The 20,920-nt window shown below is 38.4% G+C and carries 23 protein-coding genes; 9 read left to right on the plus strand and 14 right to left on the minus strand.

What is annotated here, in order from left to right:
• The first annotated feature begins 314 nt into the window (after positions 1 to 314).
• From CQA40_RS03110 to CQA40_RS03120, 3 genes are read left to right on the plus strand one after another with little or no spacing between them, the layout of a single operon-like run.
• Positions 315 to 671: a hypothetical protein gene (locus tag CQA40_RS03110; protein ID WP_147290148.1), complete on the plus strand. Its 357-nt coding sequence runs from the start codon at positions 315 to 317 to the stop codon at positions 669 to 671.
• On the plus strand, positions 652 to 978 hold the full coding sequence (locus CQA40_RS03115) for a hypothetical protein (RefSeq protein WP_115519500.1): 327 nt from the start codon (positions 652 to 654) through the stop codon (positions 976 to 978). Before CQA40_RS03110 ends, CQA40_RS03115 begins: the two co-directional genes overlap by 20 nt.
• 11 nt (positions 979 to 989) lie before the next feature.
• Positions 990 to 1,625 (plus strand): hypothetical protein, encoded by a 636-nt coding sequence (locus tag CQA40_RS03120; RefSeq protein ID WP_115519501.1) that lies wholly within the window; start codon positions 990 to 992, stop codon positions 1,623 to 1,625.
• 33 nt (positions 1,626 to 1,658) lie between these two features.
• Here the strand turns inward: CQA40_RS03120 and CQA40_RS03125 are convergent, their stop codons facing one another.
• The 6 genes from CQA40_RS03125 to CQA40_RS03150 form a co-directional block, all read right to left on the minus strand.
• Entirely contained in the window at positions 1,659 to 2,558 is a 900-nt protein-coding gene (locus tag CQA40_RS03125; protein WP_115519502.1) for a hypothetical protein, read from the minus strand.
• A 253-nt stretch (positions 2,559 to 2,811) separates the two neighbouring features.
• Positions 2,812 to 4,077 (minus strand): hypothetical protein, encoded by a 1,266-nt coding sequence (locus CQA40_RS03130; RefSeq protein ID WP_115519503.1) that lies wholly within the window; start codon positions 4,075 to 4,077, stop codon positions 2,812 to 2,814.
• Between the two features lie 104 nt (positions 4,078 to 4,181).
• Positions 4,182 to 5,114, minus strand: a complete 933-nt coding sequence (gene panC, locus CQA40_RS03135; protein WP_408941407.1) for a pantoate--beta-alanine ligase — start codon at positions 5,112 to 5,114, stop codon at positions 4,182 to 4,184.
• Between the two features lie 47 nt (positions 5,115 to 5,161).
• Positions 5,162 to 5,941, minus strand: a complete 780-nt coding sequence (pyrF, locus tag CQA40_RS03140; protein WP_115519505.1) for an orotidine-5'-phosphate decarboxylase — start codon at positions 5,939 to 5,941, stop codon at positions 5,162 to 5,164.
• A 1-nt stretch (position 5,942) separates the two neighbouring features.
• Positions 5,943 to 6,608 carry a DedA family protein gene (locus tag CQA40_RS03145; protein ID WP_115519506.1) on the minus strand — a complete coding sequence of 222 codons (666 nt, stop codon included), beginning with the start codon at positions 6,606 to 6,608 and terminating at the stop codon, positions 5,943 to 5,945.
• Between the two features lie 45 nt (positions 6,609 to 6,653).
• The gene (locus tag CQA40_RS03150; RefSeq protein ID WP_115519507.1) at positions 6,654 to 6,953 is read right to left on the minus strand and encodes a YciI family protein; all 300 of its coding nucleotides are present in this window, start codon (positions 6,951 to 6,953) and stop codon (positions 6,654 to 6,656) included.
• A gap of 481 nt (positions 6,954 to 7,434) precedes the next feature.
• Between CQA40_RS03150 and CQA40_RS03160 the strand changes: the two genes are divergently transcribed.
• Positions 7,435 to 8,031: a peroxiredoxin gene (locus CQA40_RS03160; RefSeq protein ID WP_115519509.1), complete on the plus strand. Its 597-nt coding sequence runs from the start codon at positions 7,435 to 7,437 to the stop codon at positions 8,029 to 8,031.
• 455 nt (positions 8,032 to 8,486) lie between these two features.
• Positions 8,487 to 10,847: a hypothetical protein gene (locus CQA40_RS03165; protein ID WP_115519510.1), complete on the plus strand. Its 2,361-nt coding sequence runs from the start codon at positions 8,487 to 8,489 to the stop codon at positions 10,845 to 10,847.
• Between the two features lie 180 nt (positions 10,848 to 11,027).
• Here CQA40_RS03165 and CQA40_RS03170 read toward each other — a convergent pair whose 3' ends face one another.
• From CQA40_RS03170 to CQA40_RS03185, 4 genes are all read right to left on the minus strand, one after another.
• Complete coding sequence (locus CQA40_RS03170) at positions 11,028 to 11,459, minus strand: glycosyltransferase family 9 protein (protein ID WP_115519511.1); 432 nt, start codon at positions 11,457 to 11,459, stop codon at positions 11,028 to 11,030.
• Positions 11,446 to 12,219, minus strand: coding sequence for a hypothetical protein (locus CQA40_RS03175; protein WP_147290149.1), 774 nt, complete (start codon positions 12,217 to 12,219; stop codon positions 11,446 to 11,448). Before CQA40_RS03175 ends, CQA40_RS03170 begins: the two co-directional genes overlap by 14 nt.
• A 64-nt stretch (positions 12,220 to 12,283) precedes the next feature.
• Entirely contained in the window at positions 12,284 to 12,928 is a 645-nt protein-coding gene (gene thyX / locus CQA40_RS03180; protein WP_115519547.1) for an FAD-dependent thymidylate synthase, read from the minus strand.
• A gap of 141 nt (positions 12,929 to 13,069) precedes the next feature.
• On the minus strand, positions 13,070 to 13,318 hold the full coding sequence (locus tag CQA40_RS03185) for an RNA-binding protein (protein ID WP_220271892.1): 249 nt from the start codon (positions 13,316 to 13,318) through the stop codon (positions 13,070 to 13,072).
• Positions 13,319 to 13,818: 500 nt separating this feature from the next.
• Here CQA40_RS03185 and CQA40_RS03190 point away from each other — a divergent pair, with 500 nt between their 5' ends.
• On the plus strand, positions 13,819 to 14,949 hold the full coding sequence (locus CQA40_RS03190; protein WP_115519513.1) for a hypothetical protein: 1,131 nt from the start codon (positions 13,819 to 13,821) through the stop codon (positions 14,947 to 14,949).
• Between the two features lie 28 nt (positions 14,950 to 14,977).
• On the opposite strand, the gene CQA40_RS03195 is transcribed toward CQA40_RS03190, so the two are convergent.
• The 4 genes from CQA40_RS03195 to CQA40_RS03210 form a co-directional block, all read right to left on the minus strand.
• On the minus strand, positions 14,978 to 15,181 hold the full coding sequence (locus tag CQA40_RS03195; protein WP_408941406.1) for a type II toxin-antitoxin system YafQ family toxin: 204 nt from the start codon (positions 15,179 to 15,181) through the stop codon (positions 14,978 to 14,980).
• A 67-nt stretch (positions 15,182 to 15,248) separates the two neighbouring features.
• A complete protein-coding gene (locus tag CQA40_RS03200; protein ID WP_115519515.1) occupies positions 15,249 to 15,458 on the minus strand; it encodes a hypothetical protein in 210 nt (69 codons plus the stop codon).
• A 153-nt stretch (positions 15,459 to 15,611) separates the two neighbouring features.
• A complete protein-coding gene (locus CQA40_RS03205; protein WP_115519516.1) occupies positions 15,612 to 15,869 on the minus strand; it encodes a type II toxin-antitoxin system RelE/ParE family toxin in 258 nt (85 codons plus the stop codon).
• Positions 15,869 to 16,087 (minus strand): hypothetical protein, encoded by a 219-nt coding sequence (locus CQA40_RS03210; RefSeq protein ID WP_023926850.1) that lies wholly within the window; start codon positions 16,085 to 16,087, stop codon positions 15,869 to 15,871. Before CQA40_RS03210 ends, CQA40_RS03205 begins: the two co-directional genes overlap by 1 nt.
• 228 nt (positions 16,088 to 16,315) lie before the next feature.
• Here CQA40_RS03210 and CQA40_RS03215 point away from each other — a divergent pair, with 228 nt between their 5' ends.
• From CQA40_RS03215 to CQA40_RS03225, 3 genes are read left to right on the plus strand one after another with little or no spacing between them, the layout of a single operon-like run.
• Positions 16,316 to 17,530: a DNA methyltransferase gene (locus CQA40_RS03215; protein ID WP_258864440.1), complete on the plus strand. Its 1,215-nt coding sequence runs from the start codon at positions 16,316 to 16,318 to the stop codon at positions 17,528 to 17,530.
• Positions 17,531 to 17,532: 2 nt separating this feature from the next.
• Positions 17,533 to 19,434: an ATP-binding protein gene (locus tag CQA40_RS03220; protein WP_115519517.1), complete on the plus strand. Its 1,902-nt coding sequence runs from the start codon at positions 17,533 to 17,535 to the stop codon at positions 19,432 to 19,434.
• A gap of 9 nt (positions 19,435 to 19,443) precedes the next feature.
• Positions 19,444 to 20,847 (plus strand): DNA double-strand break repair nuclease NurA, encoded by a 1,404-nt coding sequence (locus tag CQA40_RS03225; protein ID WP_115519518.1) that lies wholly within the window; start codon positions 19,444 to 19,446, stop codon positions 20,845 to 20,847.
• Positions 20,848 to 20,920: the final 73 nt, after the last annotated feature.

Genomic DNA, 20,920 nt, shown 5'->3' on the forward strand with positions numbered 1-20,920 from the left:
GTAGGGGGGGGGGTAGAATGCAAGCTATCAAGTTTACTACTAGGATACAAAAATGGTAAAAATACTCTCCTTGTGCTTATTTAGTTGGTTGTCGCTATATTTATTTTCTGGTTGTAGCTGGATTGTGGCTGGAGCAAGTGAGGCTTTTGGTCAGACAAAGAAAGATAAAACAAAGATATGTTTCGCTATTGAGAAAATTAGTATGGCAAGATTGCAAGGTAAAGACTATTATATGACACCGAGCGGACGGAAAGTAACCATAAGAGAAGCAGTAAACACAATTCAGACTATAATTTGGTATAAATCGTGGTAATGTGAACTATGACACAGGAGAAGTTGATTTTGGAAATATAACATACACTAATATGCTTTTTAGTAAACTTCATTGTCCTATTTTTAAACCCATAGATACAAACACATTAGAATCTAAGTCCTTTGCCGTAAATGGTAATGGCAGCGATGATTTTAAAGTCAAAATCACAAAAAAATATTGGAACGCACAAAAATTACAAAAAGACAAGATAATTGAAGATAACATTAAAATAACTTATTATGAACCTGACAATATAATGGTTGCTAGTTATAAAGGTAAGTTATATCCAGCAAATTCTAATTTTATTAGGAATGAAAAACAAAGATTAAAGAATGAGTATGAAAAAGAAAAAAAATAAGCTTCAACTCGCTTGCTTTAAGGTGGCTGGCGCAAAGTATTGTGATGGTGATTTGGTGCGCATAGATGGAATGACGCTTATGGTTCGAGTTAGTGAGATTGGCAATGGTATCGTTCAATGGCAACTTTATTATTATGAGAATGGTAGTGGTGCATACTACCTAGCAGATAGCCACTTTCAAATGCAAATGAAAATGAAAGCACAAAAAGTCATTGGAAATGACTACTTTCAAGAAATAGAGGAGAAAAATAAGATTGAATCTTTTAGGCTAAAACTAGGCGATGTAAAAACATTCAAAGAATGGTAAAGGAGACACAAATGAACCTAAGCAAACCAAGTAAAAATGAAATGGATAGAATCTCTGCCTTGTGGGAGCAAGAACCTAGCTTTATGCACTACAAATATGAAGCTAGTGCTTTGGAGTGGCTTTTTAAGTCATATCCTACCAATACAAATCTAAATCTAAATGAAATCATCATAAAAGTGGCTTGTCTTGATAGGCTTTATAGCACAAACATAACCAAAAGCTACAAAATCCCCCAAGTAGCGCAGAAAATATTACAATCAGGCTTTGATGATAGGGTGCGAAAAGGCGATATAACCCTCGTAGATGATATAGCAAGTCTTGGCAAGACACAAATAGAGGAGCAAGGAGGGAAGCAAATCCTATCATTTGCTAGTAAGTATTGTGTGTGGCATAGTAGTGTGGTGTATGGAAAAGATGATTTTGTCATCATAGATAGTATCGTAAAAACAAAGCTAAAAGAATTTAATGAAGAGTATAATTTTGCTCCAAAATTTAGCAAAAAAGATTTGAAAGACTATAAAAAATACAAAGAAATTTTAGAGAAGTTTAGAGAATTTTTTGGACTTAAAGAATGTAGCTTTAGGGATATTGATAGGTATTTGTGGAGGCTTGGGAAACTAGAACAAAGAGTCTTGCAAATGGTTTGAGTTAGGTTTTTGCAAAAGTGTGCAAAAGCGGGTTTATTGCACCTTATTTGCTCTTTGCTGTCGTAGCAAGCCTTGTTTTTCTAGTTTTTGCACGGCTTTTATGTTTTTGTATATTTTGTTGTAGTATTTTTGTGCCGACCTTGAGTTTACCTTAAATCCCGCGTTGTAGCTTTTTATGGCGTATTCTAGGGGATTTTTTTTGCGCTTAGACCAATAGTTATAAAAGTATTGCAGTGTGTCTAGCGCGGCGTTTATGGATAAATCCTCATTGATTATTAGATTGCCACAATAGATATTGCGATTTAGCGGGGAGTCTTTGATTTTGTTAAACCTAAGATAGCTTTTGATATTGATATGTAGCACTCCGCAGTCATAAGTTTGCAGGTTTAGCGGGTATAGTCCTAGCCTAGATTCTGTATAAGAAATAGCGATAAGTGCGTAGTGGAAATCAAATGGCTTGCCTACTGCCCAGAGCTTTTTTAGCAAGGCTTTTTGTGTGTCCTCTAAATCTTCCCATTCTAGTGTGTTGGCAGATAGTGGGCTAGAAGCGCATACAAGGCAGAGTGCAAAAGGTGCTAGTAAGACTTTCACGCAAGATTTTGCTTTGGAATTTATCCAAGATTTTGCTAGGTAAGTCGCGCAATAAGTTGCGTAAAAAAAAGTGCTGTAAAAAAAAATCCTAGTGTAAGCCATATAAGACATAAAACAACAGCGATAAAGTCCTAGCTCAAATCGCACTAAAAAAGCGCGGATATGAGCGCAAAATCTCACAAAAAAGTGAAAAATCCTAGCAAAAATCGCGCAAAAAGCAACTATATGAGCTACCATAGGAATTTTATGGATTTCTTGGATTTCCTGCTTTTTGTGATAGTTATTTGAGTGGATATTTGGATAGTGATTTTGGGTTAGCTTTTTTAGCTCTTGTGCTTGCATTTGTGATATACTCCTTGCAAGTATTCATTTACTATTGGTTTGCCTACTAGCAAAATATATTCCAAAGTAAATGTATCACAAACAATTAGCTAATGAATGAAAAACACTAGGCAAATGATAGGCAAACAAACACTTTAGCACTTCTTCTAACCACTATTTGCCTCACGCCTCCTCTAGCTACGAACTCTCTCGCAAGTAGGCAAGCTAGATAAACCCCACAGATTCTATAACCCCCCACAATCCCACAAACTAGCTAAAACGCTAAGCGCAAGCCACCATTTACTTGCGTAAGTGTAGGCACTCCATAAGAGTCCAAATGTGTATTTGCGACATTTACCACACCTATGACATTATCGCTAAACCAAATCTCAAAGCCCGCATTTACTTCGTTTTGAGTAGATTTCACACGCCTTATCTGCGTGGCAGGAGCATTTGCACTATTTGCGACAGATTCTATCGCATCATAAAAAGTCGCTCCATAAGCTACAAAAAAGTTAAATCTCTTTAGCTTTGCAGAGATTTTGCCATATATGAGATTAGCGTTTGGCTGTGTTTTTAGTGCGCGACCTCCCCACACAAAAAACGGGCTAATATCATCGCCCAAAATCCCTAGACTACCCCACCCAGCTTTATATCCTGTCAGCACATATCCAGCTGCAATCTCAAAGGTATTTTTCATCGAAAAATTCCCTTGCAGATAAAACACTCCGCCGTCATTTTTCCCGCTAGATTGCACCACTTGCAGGGCGTTTTTGTGCTCAAAGCTATATGCCCCACCACTTCTAGCTTGAAGTGCAAACTTCTCGCCTATATCAAAATCTGCTTGTAGATTCCCACCCACAGCGGTAAAAATCGGTGGGGAAAAGTAAGTATAAGCCTTTAGAGTGAGTTTGTCATCTAAAAAATAATACTTTGCTCCCGCATAATACACGCCTGCTTCACTAGGACGGACAAAGTTTGTCATCGCATAATAATCAATCCGCCCAAAATCATACACCCAAAACGCTTCTATGAGTAGATTTTCTAGCGAGCGATTGCGCACCCAAATCGCATCGCTAAGTGTGTTTATCCACTCATTTTTTATGTCGATTCTGCCTAGTTTGACATTGGTATCGCCATCGAAATATTCAAAAAAGGATTCTGCTAAAGCGGCTTGATTGGAGTTAAAAAAATCCTCCCTCACGCTTCCGCCACCTTTTTTGGAATCATAAAAGCTAGCCATTGCGCGGAAGCTAATACTTGCGCGGAAGTTTTTGTAAAAACCTGAAGTATATCCTAGCCCAACATTCCCTAGAAAATATCCCATATTGCCCATATATCCGTAGCTTGCAAGTCCTGCGTTTTTGTTGCCTACTATTGTGGGAGTGCCTTTTATGCCACCTATGAAATTTCCATAAAAGATTAAATCCCCCTTGCTTACGCCGTTTTTTAGCGCGTCATCTATGCTTTCAAACGCCACACTTGGTGCAATTAAAAGTGAAGAAACAAAGGCTAGAGCTAAGCGCAAGTTTTTTATCATTTGGCATTCCTTAAAGTGGGGGGATTAAGATATTTTTGTGATTGTATCTTATTTGGGTGCTTTTTTGCGCATTTTGGGTATTTATTGTAGTGGTGTTTTTGGAGTTATAGCCATAGATTATCAAGTAGTCTAGTTTTGCCTACAAATCCCGCAAGCAAGATTATGCTTTTATCTGGCGTAAGCGTGTCAGTCCTTTTTAGTTCATAATCACACGCTTCTAGATAGTCTAGCTTCACGCCACTATTTTGTAGCACTTTTTGCCCCACACTAAGCACTTCTTTTGCGCTAATCGCTTCTTTGGAATCTATTTTGTGGTTTTTTGATTTTGTTGATTTTGCAGAAATTTCATCATAGTGTTTTTTCATAGATTCTATCGCTTTTGGGATTGCACGCGCGATTTCGCGCTCATCTTTGGATAGATAGGCATTGCGTGAGCTTAGAGCTAGTCCGTCTTTATCCCGCACGATAGGACAAGGCACGATAGAAATGGGGATAAAAAAATCTTTTACCATTTTTTGTATGACTAAAAGCTGTTGGGCATCTTTGCGCCCGAAATACGCATTATCAGCGCAAGATAGCCAAAAAAGTTTCATAATCACTTGTAGCACGCCACCAAAATGGCTAGGGCGGGCAAATCCCTCAAGCACGCAAGCAAGAGATTTTGGTGGGTTTATGCTTGCTTCATCATCGCTTTGATACATATCGCTAGCTTGCGGGAGAAACACCGCACTTGCTCCTAGCTCCTCACACCGCGCTATGTCTGCTTCAATCGTGCGTGGGTAGGTGGCTAAATCCTCGCTTGGTGCGAATTGTGCTGGGTTTACAAATATTGATACGATTGTGTGGGAGTTTTGCTTGATACTTGTGGCTATGAGTGAGGAGTGTCCTGCGTGGAGTGCACCCATAGTTGGGACTAAGCCTAGAGTGGATTTTTTATCGCCTTTTTTATCGGTGCTTTTTTTGGATTTTGCATTGGCATTTTCCCTAGCTTTTATGCAGTATGCTTGGAGTTCTTTTGGGGTTTTTAGAAGTGTGATTTTGCTCATTTATCTTTGCCTTAGTTTATGGGATTTTAGATTTTGGCTTAGAGATTTTGCATTTGCAAAAGTATGTCTTGCAGGGCTTTTTGTGGTGAATGGGACTGATAGATAGGACGACCTATGACTATGAAATCCGCTCCTGCGCTATGTGCTTCTTGTAAGCTAGCTACTCGTCTTTGGTCATCTTTTTTATTTGGGTTATTTTTGTTTGGCTCATTTTGGCTTATTTGTGGGCGTATGGCAGGAGTTAGGGTAAGTAGTTGTGGGTGGGATTGCTTGATAAGTGCGCACTCTTGCACAGAGCAAACCATACCGTCTATGCGAGATTTTGCACAAGAATCGCCAAACTCCCTCACAGCTTGTGCTATGCTAGTGTGATACACTTCGCCAAATTCTACTTCACTAAAGCTAGTAAGTGCGCTAACTGCCATTATGAGAGGTTTTGCAGAATCTAGTTTATCTAGCCTTGTCATTATTTCTTGCATAGCTCTTTTGCCAGCACTTGCGTGGATTGTCAGCATATCTATGCCGATTTTTGCGCACTCATTGATAGCATCTGCCATTGTGTTTGGAATGTCATAAATTTTTAAATCCAAAAATATAGGCAAATCACATACTTTTTTTATCGCTTCTATGCCACCTATGCCATCACGCACAAACGCCCTAAGCCCGACTTTTAGCCAGATTTTGCTTTTTTTTGGTGTTTTTGGCACTGCAAAATCAAGCCCAAAATCGCCCTTTAAGTCGCTTATGCAATCTAGCGATTTTATAAGCGATAGATTTTGCTCTAAAGTTTCTAAATCTAGTGCGATTACAAGATTCATCTTAACTCTTTTTGCGAGTGTATATAAGCGCGTAGATGAGCGCGACAACGATGACAAATCCTAGCGTGCCAAATGCGATATAGCGCAAGTTTTGCTTTATGCTTGCAAACTCACCAAGAGAGGCTTTTGAGGCAAAAATATCTACAATGTTGCTGATGCTTAAATCATCTCCAAACCACACGCCCACATAATATCCAAACACCGCCAAAATGCTTATCCAAATAGTCGCACCCAAAGTTGTATAAAAGCTAAATTTGATGATATTCATTCGCGCAAGCCCAGCAGGTAGGGAAATGTATTGTCTAACTCCCATAATGAGCCTACCCAAAAATGTGCTAATCTCGCCGTGCTTTTGAAAAAAGCTATCCATTTTGTCCATCGTTTTTTGAGTGAAAAAGAAATATTTGCCATACTTTAGTAAAAATCCTCTACCAAAATAAAGTGCCAAGTAGTAGTTAAAAAGCGCACCTGCTAAGCTCCCGCCAGCTCCCGCTAGAAGTGCTAGATACATATTCATCTCTCCGCGATAGACAAGGTAGCCTGCAGGAATCATCGCTACTTCAGAGGGAAAAGGAAAAAAGCTAGATTCTAAAAACATCATAATAAAAATCCCTGCGTAGCCAAAAGAGCCTACCGCATCGACAATAGTGTGGATAATGTGATTCATTTTGTGCCTTTATTTTGTTGTGTTTTGAGGTTGATTTTGGCGTGCCTATTTGCCACAAAATCCATTTATTGCTTCATTGTGTAGCACGGGGCTAAACTCAATGATATTGTATGTGGCTGCGTTTTTTAGGTTGTATGGGTCGTTTTTGGTAAATTTTTGCACGGATTCTAGGCTAGGAAATCGTCCGATGATGATTCCGCCTGTTTTTGGATTGCGCGGTCCGGAGGCGAGCAAAAATCCTTGCTCATAGCCTTTTGCTAGATATGCTCTATGCTCCGCTAGAATAGAATCTATCACCTCTAAGCTAACGGTGTAATTAACCTCTATGATAAAAAGATTTGCCATTTTGCACTCCTTAAGATTTGCGCGTTTTGGATTTTGTCTGTTTGTCTGCGATGACTCATAGATAAAATCATCACAAAAAGCATAATGGTAGCAAAAAATGACAAAAATTGCCTAAATCTTGCGGTGCAAAACCACACAAAATCTATGCAAAATAAAAAGAGTGAAAAATGCTATTTTGACTGAAGTGCCCACAAAATTTTGTGTAAAAAATTTGTGGCAAAGTGTATCGCCAAATATTACTAATTCAAAAGTGAAGCAAAAGCAAAATAACCAACACAACACAATAAAAAGCCAAAAAATATCTAAATGGTTTTGCGCAAAAAAGCCTAAAATTTCAAAAAATCTAGTTGATTTTCATAAAAATCATAGAAAATTTATAAAAAAATTGTGTTTTTTAAAAATTGATTAACTTTTTATAGGCTACAATTCTAATTGATAATTTTTATTGATTATCAAATCTTAATCTAAAAAAGGAGTAACTATGTTAGTTACAAGAAAAGCACCTGATTTCAATGCACCAGCAGTGCTAGCAAACAATCAAATCGTAGAAAGCTTTGAGCTTAGCAAAAATCTAGGCAAAAATGGCGCGGTAGTGTTCTTTTGGCCAAAAGATTTTACTTTTGTATGTCCTAGTGAGATTTTGGCTATGGACCACCGCGCGAAAGATTTTGCCGAAAAAGGATTTAATGTCATCGGAGTGTCTATCGACTCTGATGTCGTGCATTTTGCGTGGAAAAACACACCCGTAGACCAAGGTGGCATTGGCAATGTCAGCTTCCCTATGGTATCTGACATCACTAAGCAAATCTCTCGCGACTATGATGTCCTAGTAAATGGAGCGGTAGCACTTCGCGGTAGCTTCCTAATCGACAAAGACCAAATCATTCGCCACGCGGTTATCAATGATTTGCCACTTGGACGAAATATGGACGAAATGCTACGAATGGCTGATGCGCTACTATTTGTCCAAGAGCACGGCGAAGTGTGCCCAGCAGGCTGGCAAAAAGGGCAAGCAGGTATGAAACCAACAGCTGATGGCGTAAAAGACTACCTAAAAAACAACGCTAGCAAGCTATAAAATTTGCCTGCATTTTTTGCAATCTTTAAGAGGGTATTTGCTCCTTAGAGATTGCACTCACTTTCAAACTTTTGTCGCTAGCGACAAAAGTTTGAATCTCATAAAACTTAAGAAACACAAAATCTAGTAGCTTAATTTACTTCAAATCCACATTTTCAAAAACTGCAAAATCAACAAAACCGCTTTCCAATTTTTCAAAATCGTTATGAACTTTTTATCTTGCTTGTCATTTTATTTTGCATTTGTTTGTGCTTCCTTTTTATGCAAAAATGCGCAAAAATTGTGTGCTAAAGTTGCGCATTTTACGCGATATTTTATGTTTTTAATGTTTTTTTAAGTTTAGAAATAGTTTAATTTCTATTTAAAATACATTTGCATACATAAATTTTGCAAAAATGTCGTTCGCTGTCGTTCTCGGTGCAGAATCAACCAAGAATCAACTTAGGAGAATCACAATGCCAACAACACAAAAAACACAAAAGCAGAAGTTTTTGCAACTAAGCTTGGTGGCTACTTTGGCACTATCAAGCCAGAGTTTGCAAGCAGCTGATGACCTCACTTTCTCAAGGGCTATGCTTCAAAATGTCGCTCTTACTCATCTGCGAAATAGTGCCATAGCTGATAGTATTTTGGACTCTATGACGAGGAAAAGTTTCCACTCCAACTATGGGCAAAAAACTGCTGTGGGAGAGCTAAAAGAAGCAGAAGAAACCATAAGAAACAGAGACTATGACTATGAAGCCATAGAGATATATGTCGCAGGCAAAGTCGCCAAAGAAAAAGCCCAAATAGCCAAACTAGAGGAAAAAGTCCAAGCCCTAACCGAGCAGCATAACGCACTTCAAGAAAAAGCCACCCAAGCAGCCATAGAGGAAGAAAAAGCCAAACAAAAAGCTATCCTCATAGAAAAAGCAAAAGTAATAGCCGAGCAAAAAGCAAAATCCGCCCTCCAAGTCAAAATCCAAGCTCATCAGCGCGAAAAAGCACGACTAGCACGAGAAGAGTCTCTAGCCAAAAGCAAAGCCCAAGCCAAAATCCAAGCTCAAGAAAGAGAGCAAATCGCTGCTAGAAATAGACAGAGAGATACCCAGCTAAATGAACAAGTAGCACAAGCCAAACAGCTCCAAGCCAAAATCGCTCAAGCCAAGCAGACAAAAGCAAATCTTGCTAGGACACTAGAGCAAGAAAGAGTGCGGATAGACTCTCAAGTGCGCCAGCTACAAAAAGAGTATGAAGAAGACACGCAAATCAAAAATCCAACCTCTATGCAAAAGAGCAGGCAAAAAGAGCGACAAAGAGAGATAGCAAATCTAAACACCAAGCTAAAAGACTTGAGTGCCAAGACAAAGCAAGATAGCCAATCCCAAGACATAATCATAACCAACAATGAAAGAGAGCTAGCAAAAGTAGATGCCTCCCAAAAAGAGATAAAATCAGCCTATGAGCGCGACATAGCAGGCATAAAAGAGCAAAACAAACAAGAGTATCAAGCCCAGCTAAAAGAAATTGCTAAGCAATACTACCTAGAGCCACTTGATACCAAAGCCGAGCTAGAATCCCTCCGCCAAGAGCATACGCAAATAGAGGTTGCCAAAGCTCAAAATACAGAAATAAAGCTACCTCAAGCTAGTATATCTGCTATACAAACACGGATAAAAGCTCTCTATAATCAACCAAATCAAGGCAAAAACCCAGAGATAGCGCAAACCAAAAATCAAATCGCCGAAGCACAAAAAAAGCTTGAAGAAAAAGCAGCTTACTTCACTGCCCAAGCTAAGCTAGAGCAAGATAGACAAAAGCAATTAGAGCTAGACTCTGTGCGGGTGGATTTGAGTGAGGTAAACAAAATACGGCTAAAGGGCGTGGATTTGGACAAACAAGATTGGACAAATCAGCAGATTTTGGACGCGCTTGATAGGATATTTATCCCTTATTATGGGGATAAAAAACAGCACTTTTTCTTAGTCCCTTATGCACTACATAGCTACCTAAACGAAAAAAGTAGCATAAAAGGAGATGATATAGGTGGGGGAGTTTTGCTAGGAATTGAGCGCAATCTAGGACCTCTAGCAGGCAGAATCGGTGGGTATGTGGGCTATGAGTTTGGCTACCTAAATACCACTGTGGAGGGTGGCGTTAGCAATGTCGATACAAGTATACACAATCACGGCGTAAATGGTGGCTTGACTTATTTCAAGCCATTTGCCACGAGCGGGACAAATGAGTGGTTTTTCAAAACAAGTTTGCGTGGAGGAGGGAGATTTATGACTTACAATAATGTCAATGTCTATGGAAACACAACCACAACTCTAGGCAGTGCAAAACCTGATATGATAAAAGCGTGGAATGTAGGCATTGATATGCGAGCGGGCAAGAAATTTTACTCCGTGAAGCGAAACTCGTATTTTTCCCCAGAATTTGGCATAAGCTATGATATGCTCCAAACGCTGAAGTGGGATTCTGTGAGCGTGAATGGAAATAAAGAATCTATAAAAGAGCATTCTTTTCACTTGCCTCAAGCAAGAGTGCAGATACACTATCAAAAGGCGTTTAGAAATACATTTAAATTCTCCGCGACACTTGGTGGTGTGTATAACATACTAAACACCCCTAGCGTGTCCTACTACATAGATTCTAACTCTACGACAACTCCAACTAGCAAAGGAGTTGATTTGCCTGCGATTTATGGTGTGGCGGATTTGAATGCGCACTGGGCACTAAAAAGCAACACAGAGATTACATTTGGCTACACAGGTGCGTATTTTAGCACGGCAGTATCTAGCGCGGTTTTCCTAAAAATCGCTAAGTGGTTTTAGGTGGCACTCTTTTAGATAGATTTAGTGGATTTTGCTTGAATTGACTTTAGTAAGTCTTTAGGTTTTGTTTGTGTGGAGCAAAATCTAGCTTGATTCTTTGCTAGACTTGCTTAAGTGATTTTTAATGGCACTTACACTATGTAGCTATACTTTTATGTTTCTAGTATGTTTCTATGGATTTTAGGATTCCAAAATCTGCTTTAGCAAATCTATGCTTTGGGCTATGGCTAGATTTTCTTCTTGTTTGGTTAGGCTAGATTTTGGGGATTTTAGAAATACATAGCGATTATCCTTTGTGCTCCATTTTTTGCTTTCGCTTCTCTCATATAGTCCGATAGTGCTTATCCCTAGATTGCTACTTAGGTGGATAATCCCCGTAGAGGGCGAAATCACCACCCTGCATCGGCAAATCATCTCGGCTAGATTTAGCAAGTCATCGTTGTTTTTAAACACAAGCACGGAGCTATGTAAATCATCTTGCTTCTCTAGCTGTGCCATAAACTCGCTGTGCACTTTGGGGTAGGTGATGACAAGGGGGAGTAGTTTTGTGGGGGTTATTGTGGCTGTATTTTTGTGGTTTGTATTTGTGTGATTTTGGCTAGATTTTGTCATTTCTAGTGCGTTTGTCTTTTGACTTTTGTAGCTGCCCCCCCCCCCATTTAGGATTTAGTGTAGTGATAGCTCTCATAAGGCGAAAATACCCATCTAGCGATAGTGTGTGCCCACACATAATGCTAAAAGGATTTACCAAAATCAGCGCGAGACTTTCGCTAGTGCCGATATTGCTACTGATACTGTGGCGTAAAAACTCATCGACAAATTCTTTGTTTTCCTGCGTAGTTTTTACCCTAGCTTTGTCAAAATCTATATCCTTTATGCGTTCATCATAGGATTTTTTATCCATAGCTCGCACCATTTTTAGACAATGCGCCCTTATGCCGACTTTTTGCAAAAGTAGATTTCGCATAGGCACTAAGCGGATATGCCTATATCTAGGAAGTAGTGGCAAAAGCACATTTGCTCCCTTGCAAGCGATGATGATTTTGCGAGCGTTTAGTCGAGGTAGGAGAGGAAAGATATGCGAGTAAAATTTGGTAATTATTATGTAGTCGTAAGTGTATTTGTTGATTTTGGGGAGGGACTCTTCTGGTAGGTAGCCCTCTAGTGAGTGATACTCATCGACAAAATCCACCTGACTTACAAGACGCTCCATAGCCCCACCCACGCCAAAAAGCACCACTTTGGCATTGGGGTGGATTTGCTTTAGCGCGTAGATTGCCTCCATTGCGATGACATTATCGCCAAGCCCATATCCATATAGATGCACAAATCCTACAACCATTTTGTCTGCTGCTGCGCTTTTGGATTTCATAGATTTGGTGTTTTGGCTTTGTGATAGTGTGTGTGGCTTTGTGTTGCTTGCTTTGTGCTGTGCTTTATTTTTTGTCTTGCGTAGAATCTTGCATAGGTTTTTTACTTTGCATAGAATCCACAAAGAGATATTTATGCTCTTGGGGGAGTGCCTCAAATACCGCTTCTGCAAGCTCTTGGATTTCCCATAGTGCGTAGTGAGAGCTACGAAGCTCTAGGAAGTTTTGCAAACTCCTTGCATTGATACTCCACGCTAGCTCTGTAAGGTAGGATTCTGGCATAGCAAACTTAGCAAAATCCATTTTCATATCTGGCTGGTTTAGTAGATTTTGGAGAGCTTTTAGCGCGTTTAGGCTAGCGTCGTCTACTAGCTCATTGCCTGTGAGTTTGATAAATCTGCTTGCGCTCTCAAGTGAGCTAATATCAGCTTTGCGGAGTTCTTTTAGGGTGTAGCGAGAAGACTTGACACTATAAGAGGCGATGCGATGCCTTGCTAGCTCTTGCAAGCACGCCCTTGAAATGTCTTTTATGTAGAAGTTGTAGTAGAGATGCTCTAAGGTGGATTTGTGCTTATTTATATTGCCTACGCGGTAGATGAGGGATTTGTCCGCTTCGCCACCGTCATCGCTTTTATCAAAGCTCTGCCAACACGCTCTGATAGCGTTTGAGCAGATAGGAAGTGGTGTGTAATGTAGCAACTTTACCTGCACAGACATCGCCAACCCTTGCCTAACTTTTGCCTATTTTTTTGGACTTTGCGCTAGTTTATTAGCTGTGTGCCTAGTCTGTGCCAAGATTATCCATAGTTGTGTGCGTTGGATTTGCGCTAGGATTTGGCTGACTGCTTAGCACTATTGCTTTCTAGCGTTTGCTTCATTTACGCGGATAGTCCTGCCACCGAAGTTTGTATTATCAAGTGCGCTCATCGCAGCTTGCGCTTCTGCATCGTCCATTTCTACAAACCCAAATCCCTTTGGTCTGCCACTTTCTCTATCGTTTATAAGCTTCACGCTATGGACTTTGCCATACTGCGAAAATAGCTCGTTTAATTCTTCGTTTGTCGTAGAATAGGGGAGATTTCCCACATAAATGCTTTTCATCACAATGCTCCAAAAGTAAGATTCCAATGCCTCATTAAAATCCCAAGTGAAAACGCAAAATTACAGAATCTTAAAAATGCAGAATCTAAATTTTGGAAATCGCCTCTTAAGCCCTTAATGCAACATTAACGCTTGTAATCGTAGGCTTTTTGTGCTTAAAGTTTGCTAAAACGCACGGGATTTTGCGTAAAGTTTAGTCATTTACTAAATCAATCAAACGCCACAATTTTACAATAATCCCAAAGCGATGAATCTAAAAGCACGTTCAATTCAAGCCCCATTAGCTTAGATGAAGTCGTAGATAACAGCGAAAAACCCTTGCAAATCATAAGCGAACAAATCGATTTTTGGGGGAAAGGCTTTTTCTTAAAATAGGGATGCACGAAAACCTAAATTCTTGTGAAAAAATTATAAAAGTCATAGAATCTAAAATTTATTGCTAAACTAAAACTATGCTACAATTAAAATATTGCAAATATCACAAATCAAAGGAGCGAAAAATGAAAGTTTTTAAGCTCATCATTTTGCTATTATGTGCTTGCTTATTTGTCATTGGGTGTGCTAAAAAAACCGCGCCAAGCATTGATAACACGACTTCCCATAGCCCAAAACCTCGTCCCACGCCACAAAACGCGCCTACCTTGCACAGTCCGCAAAGTCCGCCTACACTTCAAAGTCCATTGCAAAGCATACAAAAAAGCATAATAATTGCCAAAAATGGCGATACTTTTGACGCTAATAACTATGCAAATACCTTGTATCATATCATTATCTTTGATAATAGTGTGCTTATGGGCGGGATTTTTGATGATAAGCAAAGCGTGTATAAAAGCCCCGATAGAGAGATTAGCTATACGCTAGTAGGCGAGACGCTAACAATCAAAGATATTGCCCGAAATACGCAATTTACAATCAAGCATTTTAGTCAAGGCGATTTTAACATTTATCTTAGCAACAATCCTACAAAAGAAGTCGCAATCGTGCTAAATACAAATAAATCAATGAGTGCGTATATCAACGCGCTAAAAGACATTGCGCTATTTGTGGGAAATCATATTTTGGGCGAGCGGGAAAAGCAATTTGCCAAAATTTCGCTTGTTACTTTTACCTACATTCGTTTAAGTGATTTAGGCACTTTTTATGATGCGGAGGATTTTGCGGACGCTGTAAATGGAATAAGTGTAAATAGATTAGCCTCTTCGGATAATATGGTAAATTTATCGTTAATTATGGGAATGCGAAATTTCACTAATGCAAATGGGCTAAAAAAGGAGGTTTTTCTCATCACAAATGGTGCGTCCGATGACCCACAGAATCTAGAAAGAGTGCTTTTTAGCGCAAAGAATCTAAAAACACAGCTTACAAGCAGTGATAAAGATAATCTACTAAAAATTCATATCTTTGCAATCAAGCCATTTAATTCACGCAAATCCACCGATGAAAATATAAGGCTTTTGAAAAACCTCGCAAATGCCACAGGCGGCACATATAATGAGATAGAAAATGTGGTTGAGCTAAAAGAAAAAGTGTTGCTATTTAGTAATGATGGCAAAGCGTTTGATAAAAAAGAAATAGGCAATGAGATTCGCATAATAGAAACGCAAAAATTAGATAACCCTGATAAAAGATAGCGTGGATTTTGTGAAGTGGTAGGCGAATCTAAAATAGCTCGCTATGTGAGCCGATAGCAAGGCAGGTAAGGATTAAAACGCGCTCCTCTTTTTTGTAGATTAAGAGCAAATCTGGCTTTATGTGGCATTCTCTAAATCCCTCGTATTGTCCCGTTAGCTTGTGGTCTTTGTGCTTTGGCTCTAGTGGTTCGTCATTTGCAAGTTTTGTGATTATGGATTTTGTTAGCTTCACACTTTGAGTGTCGTTTTTAGCTTTTTTAGCCCTTTTTTGAAGTCTTTGGAATATTTGACTTGATATTTCATTTCAAAATTTCCTCAAACATTTCATCAACGCTTTTGTAGGATTTGTATTTATGAGGATTGCGCTCCATATCTTTTGCTTCTTTTAGCCACGATGGGGTTTTGTCCTGTTTTGTCGCCCTCACGCTCACTTTTGCTTTGGCTAGTTTGGCGATACTTTTGATGATTTTTGCCAAGTCTTTATCGGCATTTTCTATGGTGATAGTCATTTGCTTATCCTTTAGAAGTAAAATTTCGCGCATTATAGCATAGATTTGCGCGGTTTGGATACTTCACGCTATTGCGCTTAAGTTTTTGCAAAAACCATAGAACCCACACGCTAAAAGAAAATCTACAAATCAAAAAATATTACATCACAATAGCTACTGATATGCCCTGCTTCTGTGCGCTATGTCGATAGCATAAATAATCAACTCACTATCAATTATCTCGCATATTATGCGATAATCCCCCACGCGATACCTCCAGAATCCAGAGAGATTCCCTGCTAGTGCTTTACCTCTTTTTCGTGGATTTTCTAGCTTTTGTAATTCTTGAGTGTAGTCTTTTATACGCTTTTGAATCGCGCTATCTAGCTTTTTGAATTGCTTTTGTGCGTTTTTGGAGTAGAGAAAGCGCATTAGATTCCTAGCTGTTTATAAAACTCACTAGCTTCTATGCCATTATCGCCCTTTAGTCTATCCTCGCGCCCTTTTATCGCTATGGCTAAGTCCTCTAAATCCTCCAAATAAGCCTCTAAAGCCTCTTGCATAAGTTTTTCTTTTGAAATTTCTTGCTCTTTGGCGAAGCGATTATACGCATCTTGCAGTTTCTGTGGCAAGTCCAAAACCACACTCATTTGCACTCCTTTTGGTTAGATTTGTGCGTATTGTAGCATAAATTTGTTTTAGTTAAAGTTTGTGTCTTGTGGGGGTTGTTTTAGATTTGGGGTTGTTAGATTTGCACTTGGGCGTTTATGAGTAGGTGCAAAAGAAAATCACGCAATTTTTTAGTTTTTACAATTCATTTTTTAGCCCCAAAAACACACTTATGATATAATCCAAATAATCTAACACAAGGACTTGGTGTGGTAGCAACGGATTTGATAGATTCTAGCATTTATAAACAACACTCATATAGAGAATTTTCCAAGATTCACCAAATGACTGCGTATTTGGCTATGTTTCCACCCAATTTGCCTCACTATTTCATAGATAATTTTTCAAAAGCTGGGGATTTGGTGTTTGACCCATTTTCGGGGCGTGGGACTACGGCATTTGAGGCGTGTAGAATGGGTAGAGTAGGGATTGGCAATGACTTAAATCCACTCGCTGTATGCCTAACCAAAAGCAAGGTAAATATCCCCAAACAACAAAATATTTTCAAAAGACTAAAAGAACTTAAGGCACAATACAGCGATACAAATATGAGCATTAAAAATATTTCAGAGGATATAAAAATGCTCTATGATGAGGATACCACACTACCACAGCTTATTTTCCTAAAGCAAAATCTTAGCAAAAATCACAAAGTGGATAATTTCATTTTGGGGGTTCTCACAGGGCTTATGCACGGCAAACACCGAAAAGACGGCACTTCTATTTATTGCAGCATTGATATGCCAAACACTTTTAGTATGTCGCCAAACTATGTGAGAAATTTTATCAAATCCCACAAACTCACAAAGCCAAAGCAAAATGTCTTTATGCTTTTAGAGCAACGAATGAGCGACATTTTAAAAATGCAAGAAAGCACCCTTAAAAGTTTGTCAAACTATAAAGAGGGCTTTTGCTTTGAAACTGACGCGCTTAAAAGTAGCACAAAAGTTGCCAAAAAATATGGGGAAAATAGTATCCAGCTTATCATCACTTCTCCGCCATATTTGAAAAATATCCATTATGGCAAGTATAATTGGATTCGCCTTTGGCTACTTAATGAGGATACAAAGCAAGTTGATAGCAATGTCAGTATTTATCAAAAAACGCAAAAAATCAAAGGCATAAAAGACAATCTCCCATTTGAAAAATACGCTCAATATATGCAAAATCTTTTTAATAGTTGGCATACAATCCTAAAGCCAAAATCAAGTGCTTTTGTGGTTATCGGCGATGTTGAGGATAACGAATTGGCTAAGGATACTTGGGAATATATAGAGCAAAATGGCGGTTGCAAACTGCGCTTAAGGCAAATCATAGATGATGATATAGAGAGCAAGGGTGCAAGGAAAGTTACGCGCATTTGGGGGCAAAAGAAAGGCAGAGCTACAAAAATCGATAGAATTTTATGGTTACAAAAGGAGTGAAAATGGCAATTACAGATTTGTTTAGCGAAGAACAAAAAGAAACAGCCAAAACAAAAGAGCAATTTTTTGAAGCAATAAAAACAGATGAAAATTTTGTGGGGCATTTGTATGATTTGGATTATGATACTACAAATGTGCTAGTAAATGACCATCACAAAAATGCTGTAAAAGGCGTTCCGCACGGGTGCTTTTTGATGGCGATTTATACTAATGAAATCGCAGGGAATAAGACAGAGGGGATTTTGCTTAGAGTGATAGGGGTGGCTGATATTCCGCAGAAAAAAGAGATTATAGAGAGTATTACGGATTCTTATATCGCTCAAAAAGAAGCAAGGAGAGAACTTGACCCTGACAATTATACAAAGAGTTTTTATCAGTGGAATGGGCTTAAATGCAGAGTGCTTGGGACATTTTTCTTAGATAAAGACAAAAATCTTTGTTTTGGCACAGATATGGAGAATTTTATCGGCGCGCATAATTACAAAGTCTATAAACCGCAGAAAAATGAGCTTAATATCATCATCAACGAAAATGCCGAAATGGAGGAAAACCAAGCAAGGGAGCAGTTTGGCAAACTGCGTTATTCATCAAGCAAATCTTATGATGAGGAGGGCAAATACGCACCACAAGTTTATCTTAGGACAAATGACATAATCGCAAGGCGCAGTGCGTTTTTTGGAATGACAAGAATGGGGAAATCAAACACCATAAAAATCATTATTTCCGCGATAGAAAAGCTAAATCAAAGCAAAAATAAAGATGAAAAAATAGGGCAGATTGTCTTTGACATAAACGGCGAATACACTTTTAGCAACGAGCAGGACAAAGGCTCAATTTATGAGAAATTTAGCAATAATGTTACGCGCTTTAGCACCTCACTCAAAAAAGCACATCAACATAGCGATGTCAAGGCGGTGCAATATGATTTCTACAAAGATGAGACTTTAGAGGAATCATTTAATTTGCTTTGTGATGAAATCGCTTTAATAAAAACAGCGGATTATTTTAAGGATTTTAGAAGTATTGATATGTTTGATGAGAGTGATGACAGAGAAGCAAAAAGTGCTAGGGATAGAAAAAGGGCGATTTATAAGTGTATCTTGTATATGGCAAGATTTGAGCAAAGCCCTGATTACAAGTTAAAATTTTATAGATTTACATTAAAAGATTTTGCTAAAGATAAGCAAGACAAAGAGAAAAATAAACCACACGAGGGCATAACCATAAAAGAGGCTTGTAAATATTTCGAGAATCTAGATTTTAAAGAAGTGAGTGATAAATATCAAGATGATAAACAATATCTAGCACTGCTTAAGGTATTTCAAGCAAAAAGTGTGAGTGGATATAGGGCATTGATAGATTTGAGGACATTGCATTCACTGCAAGGTGGCAATGACTACAAAAAAGAAATAGATTTAGCGTTGCGAGAGGGTAAAATCGTGCTTGTGGATTTATCCACAGCCTCAAGTCAAACGCAAGAAAAATACATTGAGAGACTATGCAGATATATTTTTGGCAATTCTATGGAAAAATTTACCAATGAGCAAACGCTTGATTATATCCAAATGTATTTTGAGGAAGCGCATAATATTTTCCCCAAAGATGACAAAGATTTGACAAATATCTACAATCGCCTTGCCAAAGAGGGTGCAAAGCTAAAAATAGGGATTAGTTACTCTACGCAAGAGGTTAGCTCTATCGCGCCTAGTATCCTTAAAAACACGCAAAATTGGTTTATATCACACCTTAATAACAAAGATGAGGTAAAAACACTAGAAAAATACTACGACTTTGCAGACTTTTCACAAAGCATTATCCGCAATAGTGATAAGGGCTTTGCTAGGGTGAAGCTATTTTCTAATAATTTTATTATCCCTGTGCAAATTGATAAGTTTGAAGTGTAGGGATTGATTATGGGTTATAGCAAAGAAAAAGCATCAAAGTTCACTCATCAGCACATTATCAAAAATGAACTTGTGCAAGATTTTTTGCAAAGGTGCGAAAAAGTCGGCTACCACGATATAATAGATTTAGACTACGAGGGCAAGATAACACCACTAAAAGACATTACAGACAAAATCAGCACAGATATAAAATATGTCATTACTGCTGATGGTGGCTATCAAGAAGTAAATATCAATGACAAATTCCCATCACATACCCTTTGTTATTATAATGTCGGCATTCTTACCTTTGCGGTGGCTGATTTGTTTGCTTTGGATACTCAGCAAACCATAGACCCAGATGATTTGGGGAAGCTAAAAAACCTTGAAACATTTTCTTTTGTCGTGCCTATGCAAAATATCAAACTCAAAGAATGTGATTTTAAGACAAGCGTGAGAAAAACTATCTTTGAGATTTTTAGAGATAGGAAGCTAAGTGGCAATGATGGCGATTCTAAAGATTCGCTGCTAAATACGATAAAGTGGCTTATATTTAGAGAATATAGCGACAAATCTGGGACAATGCAAATCACTTGCCCAAATCCACATTGTGATGAAAGACTAGAATTTAAAAGGCAAACGGATAATTATTTAGATGAGAAAAATGATTTTATAAAATGTCATAATTGTGGGCATATCGTTTATATCACAGATTGCTTTGAATTGCACGATTTGGTAGATGAGATAAATGGTGCAGGTGCGATTACTTCGTATATAATGAGTGTTTTTGAAATAGTGTTATTGCTTTGTATGTTTCGCTTTTTTATGGAAAATAATGATGAAAAAACTTTAAGCAAGATTTTGTTTATCAAAGACGGCTCTTTGGCACTTTTTAGTAGATTAGATGATTTTGCGTTTAAGGTGATTCGCCCTTTTATGCAGTTTTTGTATGAAAAATCTTTGAGAGATAATGTAAGCTATATCAATTTTGTGGGATTGGATAAAAGTGGAATGTTTGTAGAGCACCTTAAAAACACCGAATCTAAAATCGCTAAAAATAGTGTAGTGCTACCAAATCTTGGCTATATCAAGCGATTTATCACGGGCGAAAATCAATCTGTATTTGGCGAGAATACTTACTTTGGGATAAAAATGCTTGTAAGGGGCGATGAAAATCTCTCCTTTGTGCTTGATATGGCTGTGCCTTTTGGGCTTAGCAACTCGTATAAACAATACATAACAAGTCCAAAAATCACTGATTTTCTCTGCCTAAAAAGTGTGCTTGAAATCCTTTTTAGGCTTAAGTGTGATTTGTATCAAAACTCGACACCTATGGCGTTTGTGCCTATCGCGCTGATAAATAAACTCGTCTCTATCTCAAATGTCCCAAGCAAAAAAATCCTTACGATTTTTTCAAAAGATAAAGTGAAATAATGCAAATACAAAATCTAATCGCCTTAAAAAAGACAAAAATCATTATGTGGTGGTGGGTTTGGATTTTGGATGT

This window comes from Helicobacter sp. MIT 01-3238 (genome assembly GCF_003364135.1).
Classification (GTDB): domain Bacteria; phylum Campylobacterota; class Campylobacteria; order Campylobacterales; family Helicobacteraceae; genus Helicobacter_B.

What these genes read in the sequence shown, in the direction of transcription:
- CQA40_RS03115 (WP_115519500.1), top strand. Translation starts at nt 652, where the DNA reads ATGAAAAAGAAAAAAAATAAGCTTCAACTCGCTTGCTTTAAGGTGGCT.
- CQA40_RS03120 (WP_115519501.1), top strand. Translation starts at nt 990, where the DNA reads ATGAACCTAAGCAAACCAAGTAAAAATGAAATGGATAGAATCTCTGCC.
- CQA40_RS03125 (WP_115519502.1), bottom strand. Translation starts at nt 2,558, where the DNA reads ATGCAAGCACAAGAGCTAAAAAAGCTAACCCAAAATCACTATCCAAAT.
- CQA40_RS03130 (WP_115519503.1), bottom strand. Translation starts at nt 4,077, where the DNA reads ATGATAAAAAACTTGCGCTTAGCTCTAGCCTTTGTTTCTTCACTTTTA.
- pyrF (WP_115519505.1), bottom strand. Translation starts at nt 5,941, where the DNA reads ATGAATCTTGTAATCGCACTAGATTTAGAAACTTTAGAGCAAAATCTA.
- CQA40_RS03145 (WP_115519506.1), bottom strand. Translation starts at nt 6,608, where the DNA reads ATGAATCACATTATCCACACTATTGTCGATGCGGTAGGCTCTTTTGGC.
- CQA40_RS03150 (WP_115519507.1), bottom strand. Translation starts at nt 6,953, where the DNA reads ATGGCAAATCTTTTTATCATAGAGGTTAATTACACCGTTAGCTTAGAG.
- CQA40_RS03160 (WP_115519509.1), top strand. Translation starts at nt 7,435, where the DNA reads ATGTTAGTTACAAGAAAAGCACCTGATTTCAATGCACCAGCAGTGCTA.
- CQA40_RS03165 (WP_115519510.1), top strand. Translation starts at nt 8,487, where the DNA reads ATGCCAACAACACAAAAAACACAAAAGCAGAAGTTTTTGCAACTAAGC.
- CQA40_RS03170 (WP_115519511.1), bottom strand. Translation starts at nt 11,459, where the DNA reads ATGACAAAATCTAGCCAAAATCACACAAATACAAACCACAAAAATACA.
- CQA40_RS03175 (WP_147290149.1), bottom strand. Translation starts at nt 12,219, where the DNA reads ATGAAATCCAAAAGCGCAGCAGCAGACAAAATGGTTGTAGGATTTGTG.
- CQA40_RS03185 (WP_220271892.1), bottom strand. Translation starts at nt 13,318, where the DNA reads ATGAAAAGCATTTATGTGGGAAATCTCCCCTATTCTACGACAAACGAA.
- CQA40_RS03190 (WP_115519513.1), top strand. Translation starts at nt 13,819, where the DNA reads ATGAAAGTTTTTAAGCTCATCATTTTGCTATTATGTGCTTGCTTATTT.
- CQA40_RS03200 (WP_115519515.1), bottom strand. Translation starts at nt 15,458, where the DNA reads ATGACTATCACCATAGAAAATGCCGATAAAGACTTGGCAAAAATCATC.
- CQA40_RS03205 (WP_115519516.1), bottom strand. Translation starts at nt 15,869, where the DNA reads ATGCGCTTTCTCTACTCCAAAAACGCACAAAAGCAATTCAAAAAGCTA.
- CQA40_RS03210 (WP_023926850.1), bottom strand. Translation starts at nt 16,087, where the DNA reads ATGAGTGTGGTTTTGGACTTGCCACAGAAACTGCAAGATGCGTATAAT.
- CQA40_RS03220 (WP_115519517.1), top strand. Translation starts at nt 17,533, where the DNA reads ATGGCAATTACAGATTTGTTTAGCGAAGAACAAAAAGAAACAGCCAAA.
- CQA40_RS03225 (WP_115519518.1), top strand. Translation starts at nt 19,444, where the DNA reads ATGGGTTATAGCAAAGAAAAAGCATCAAAGTTCACTCATCAGCACATT.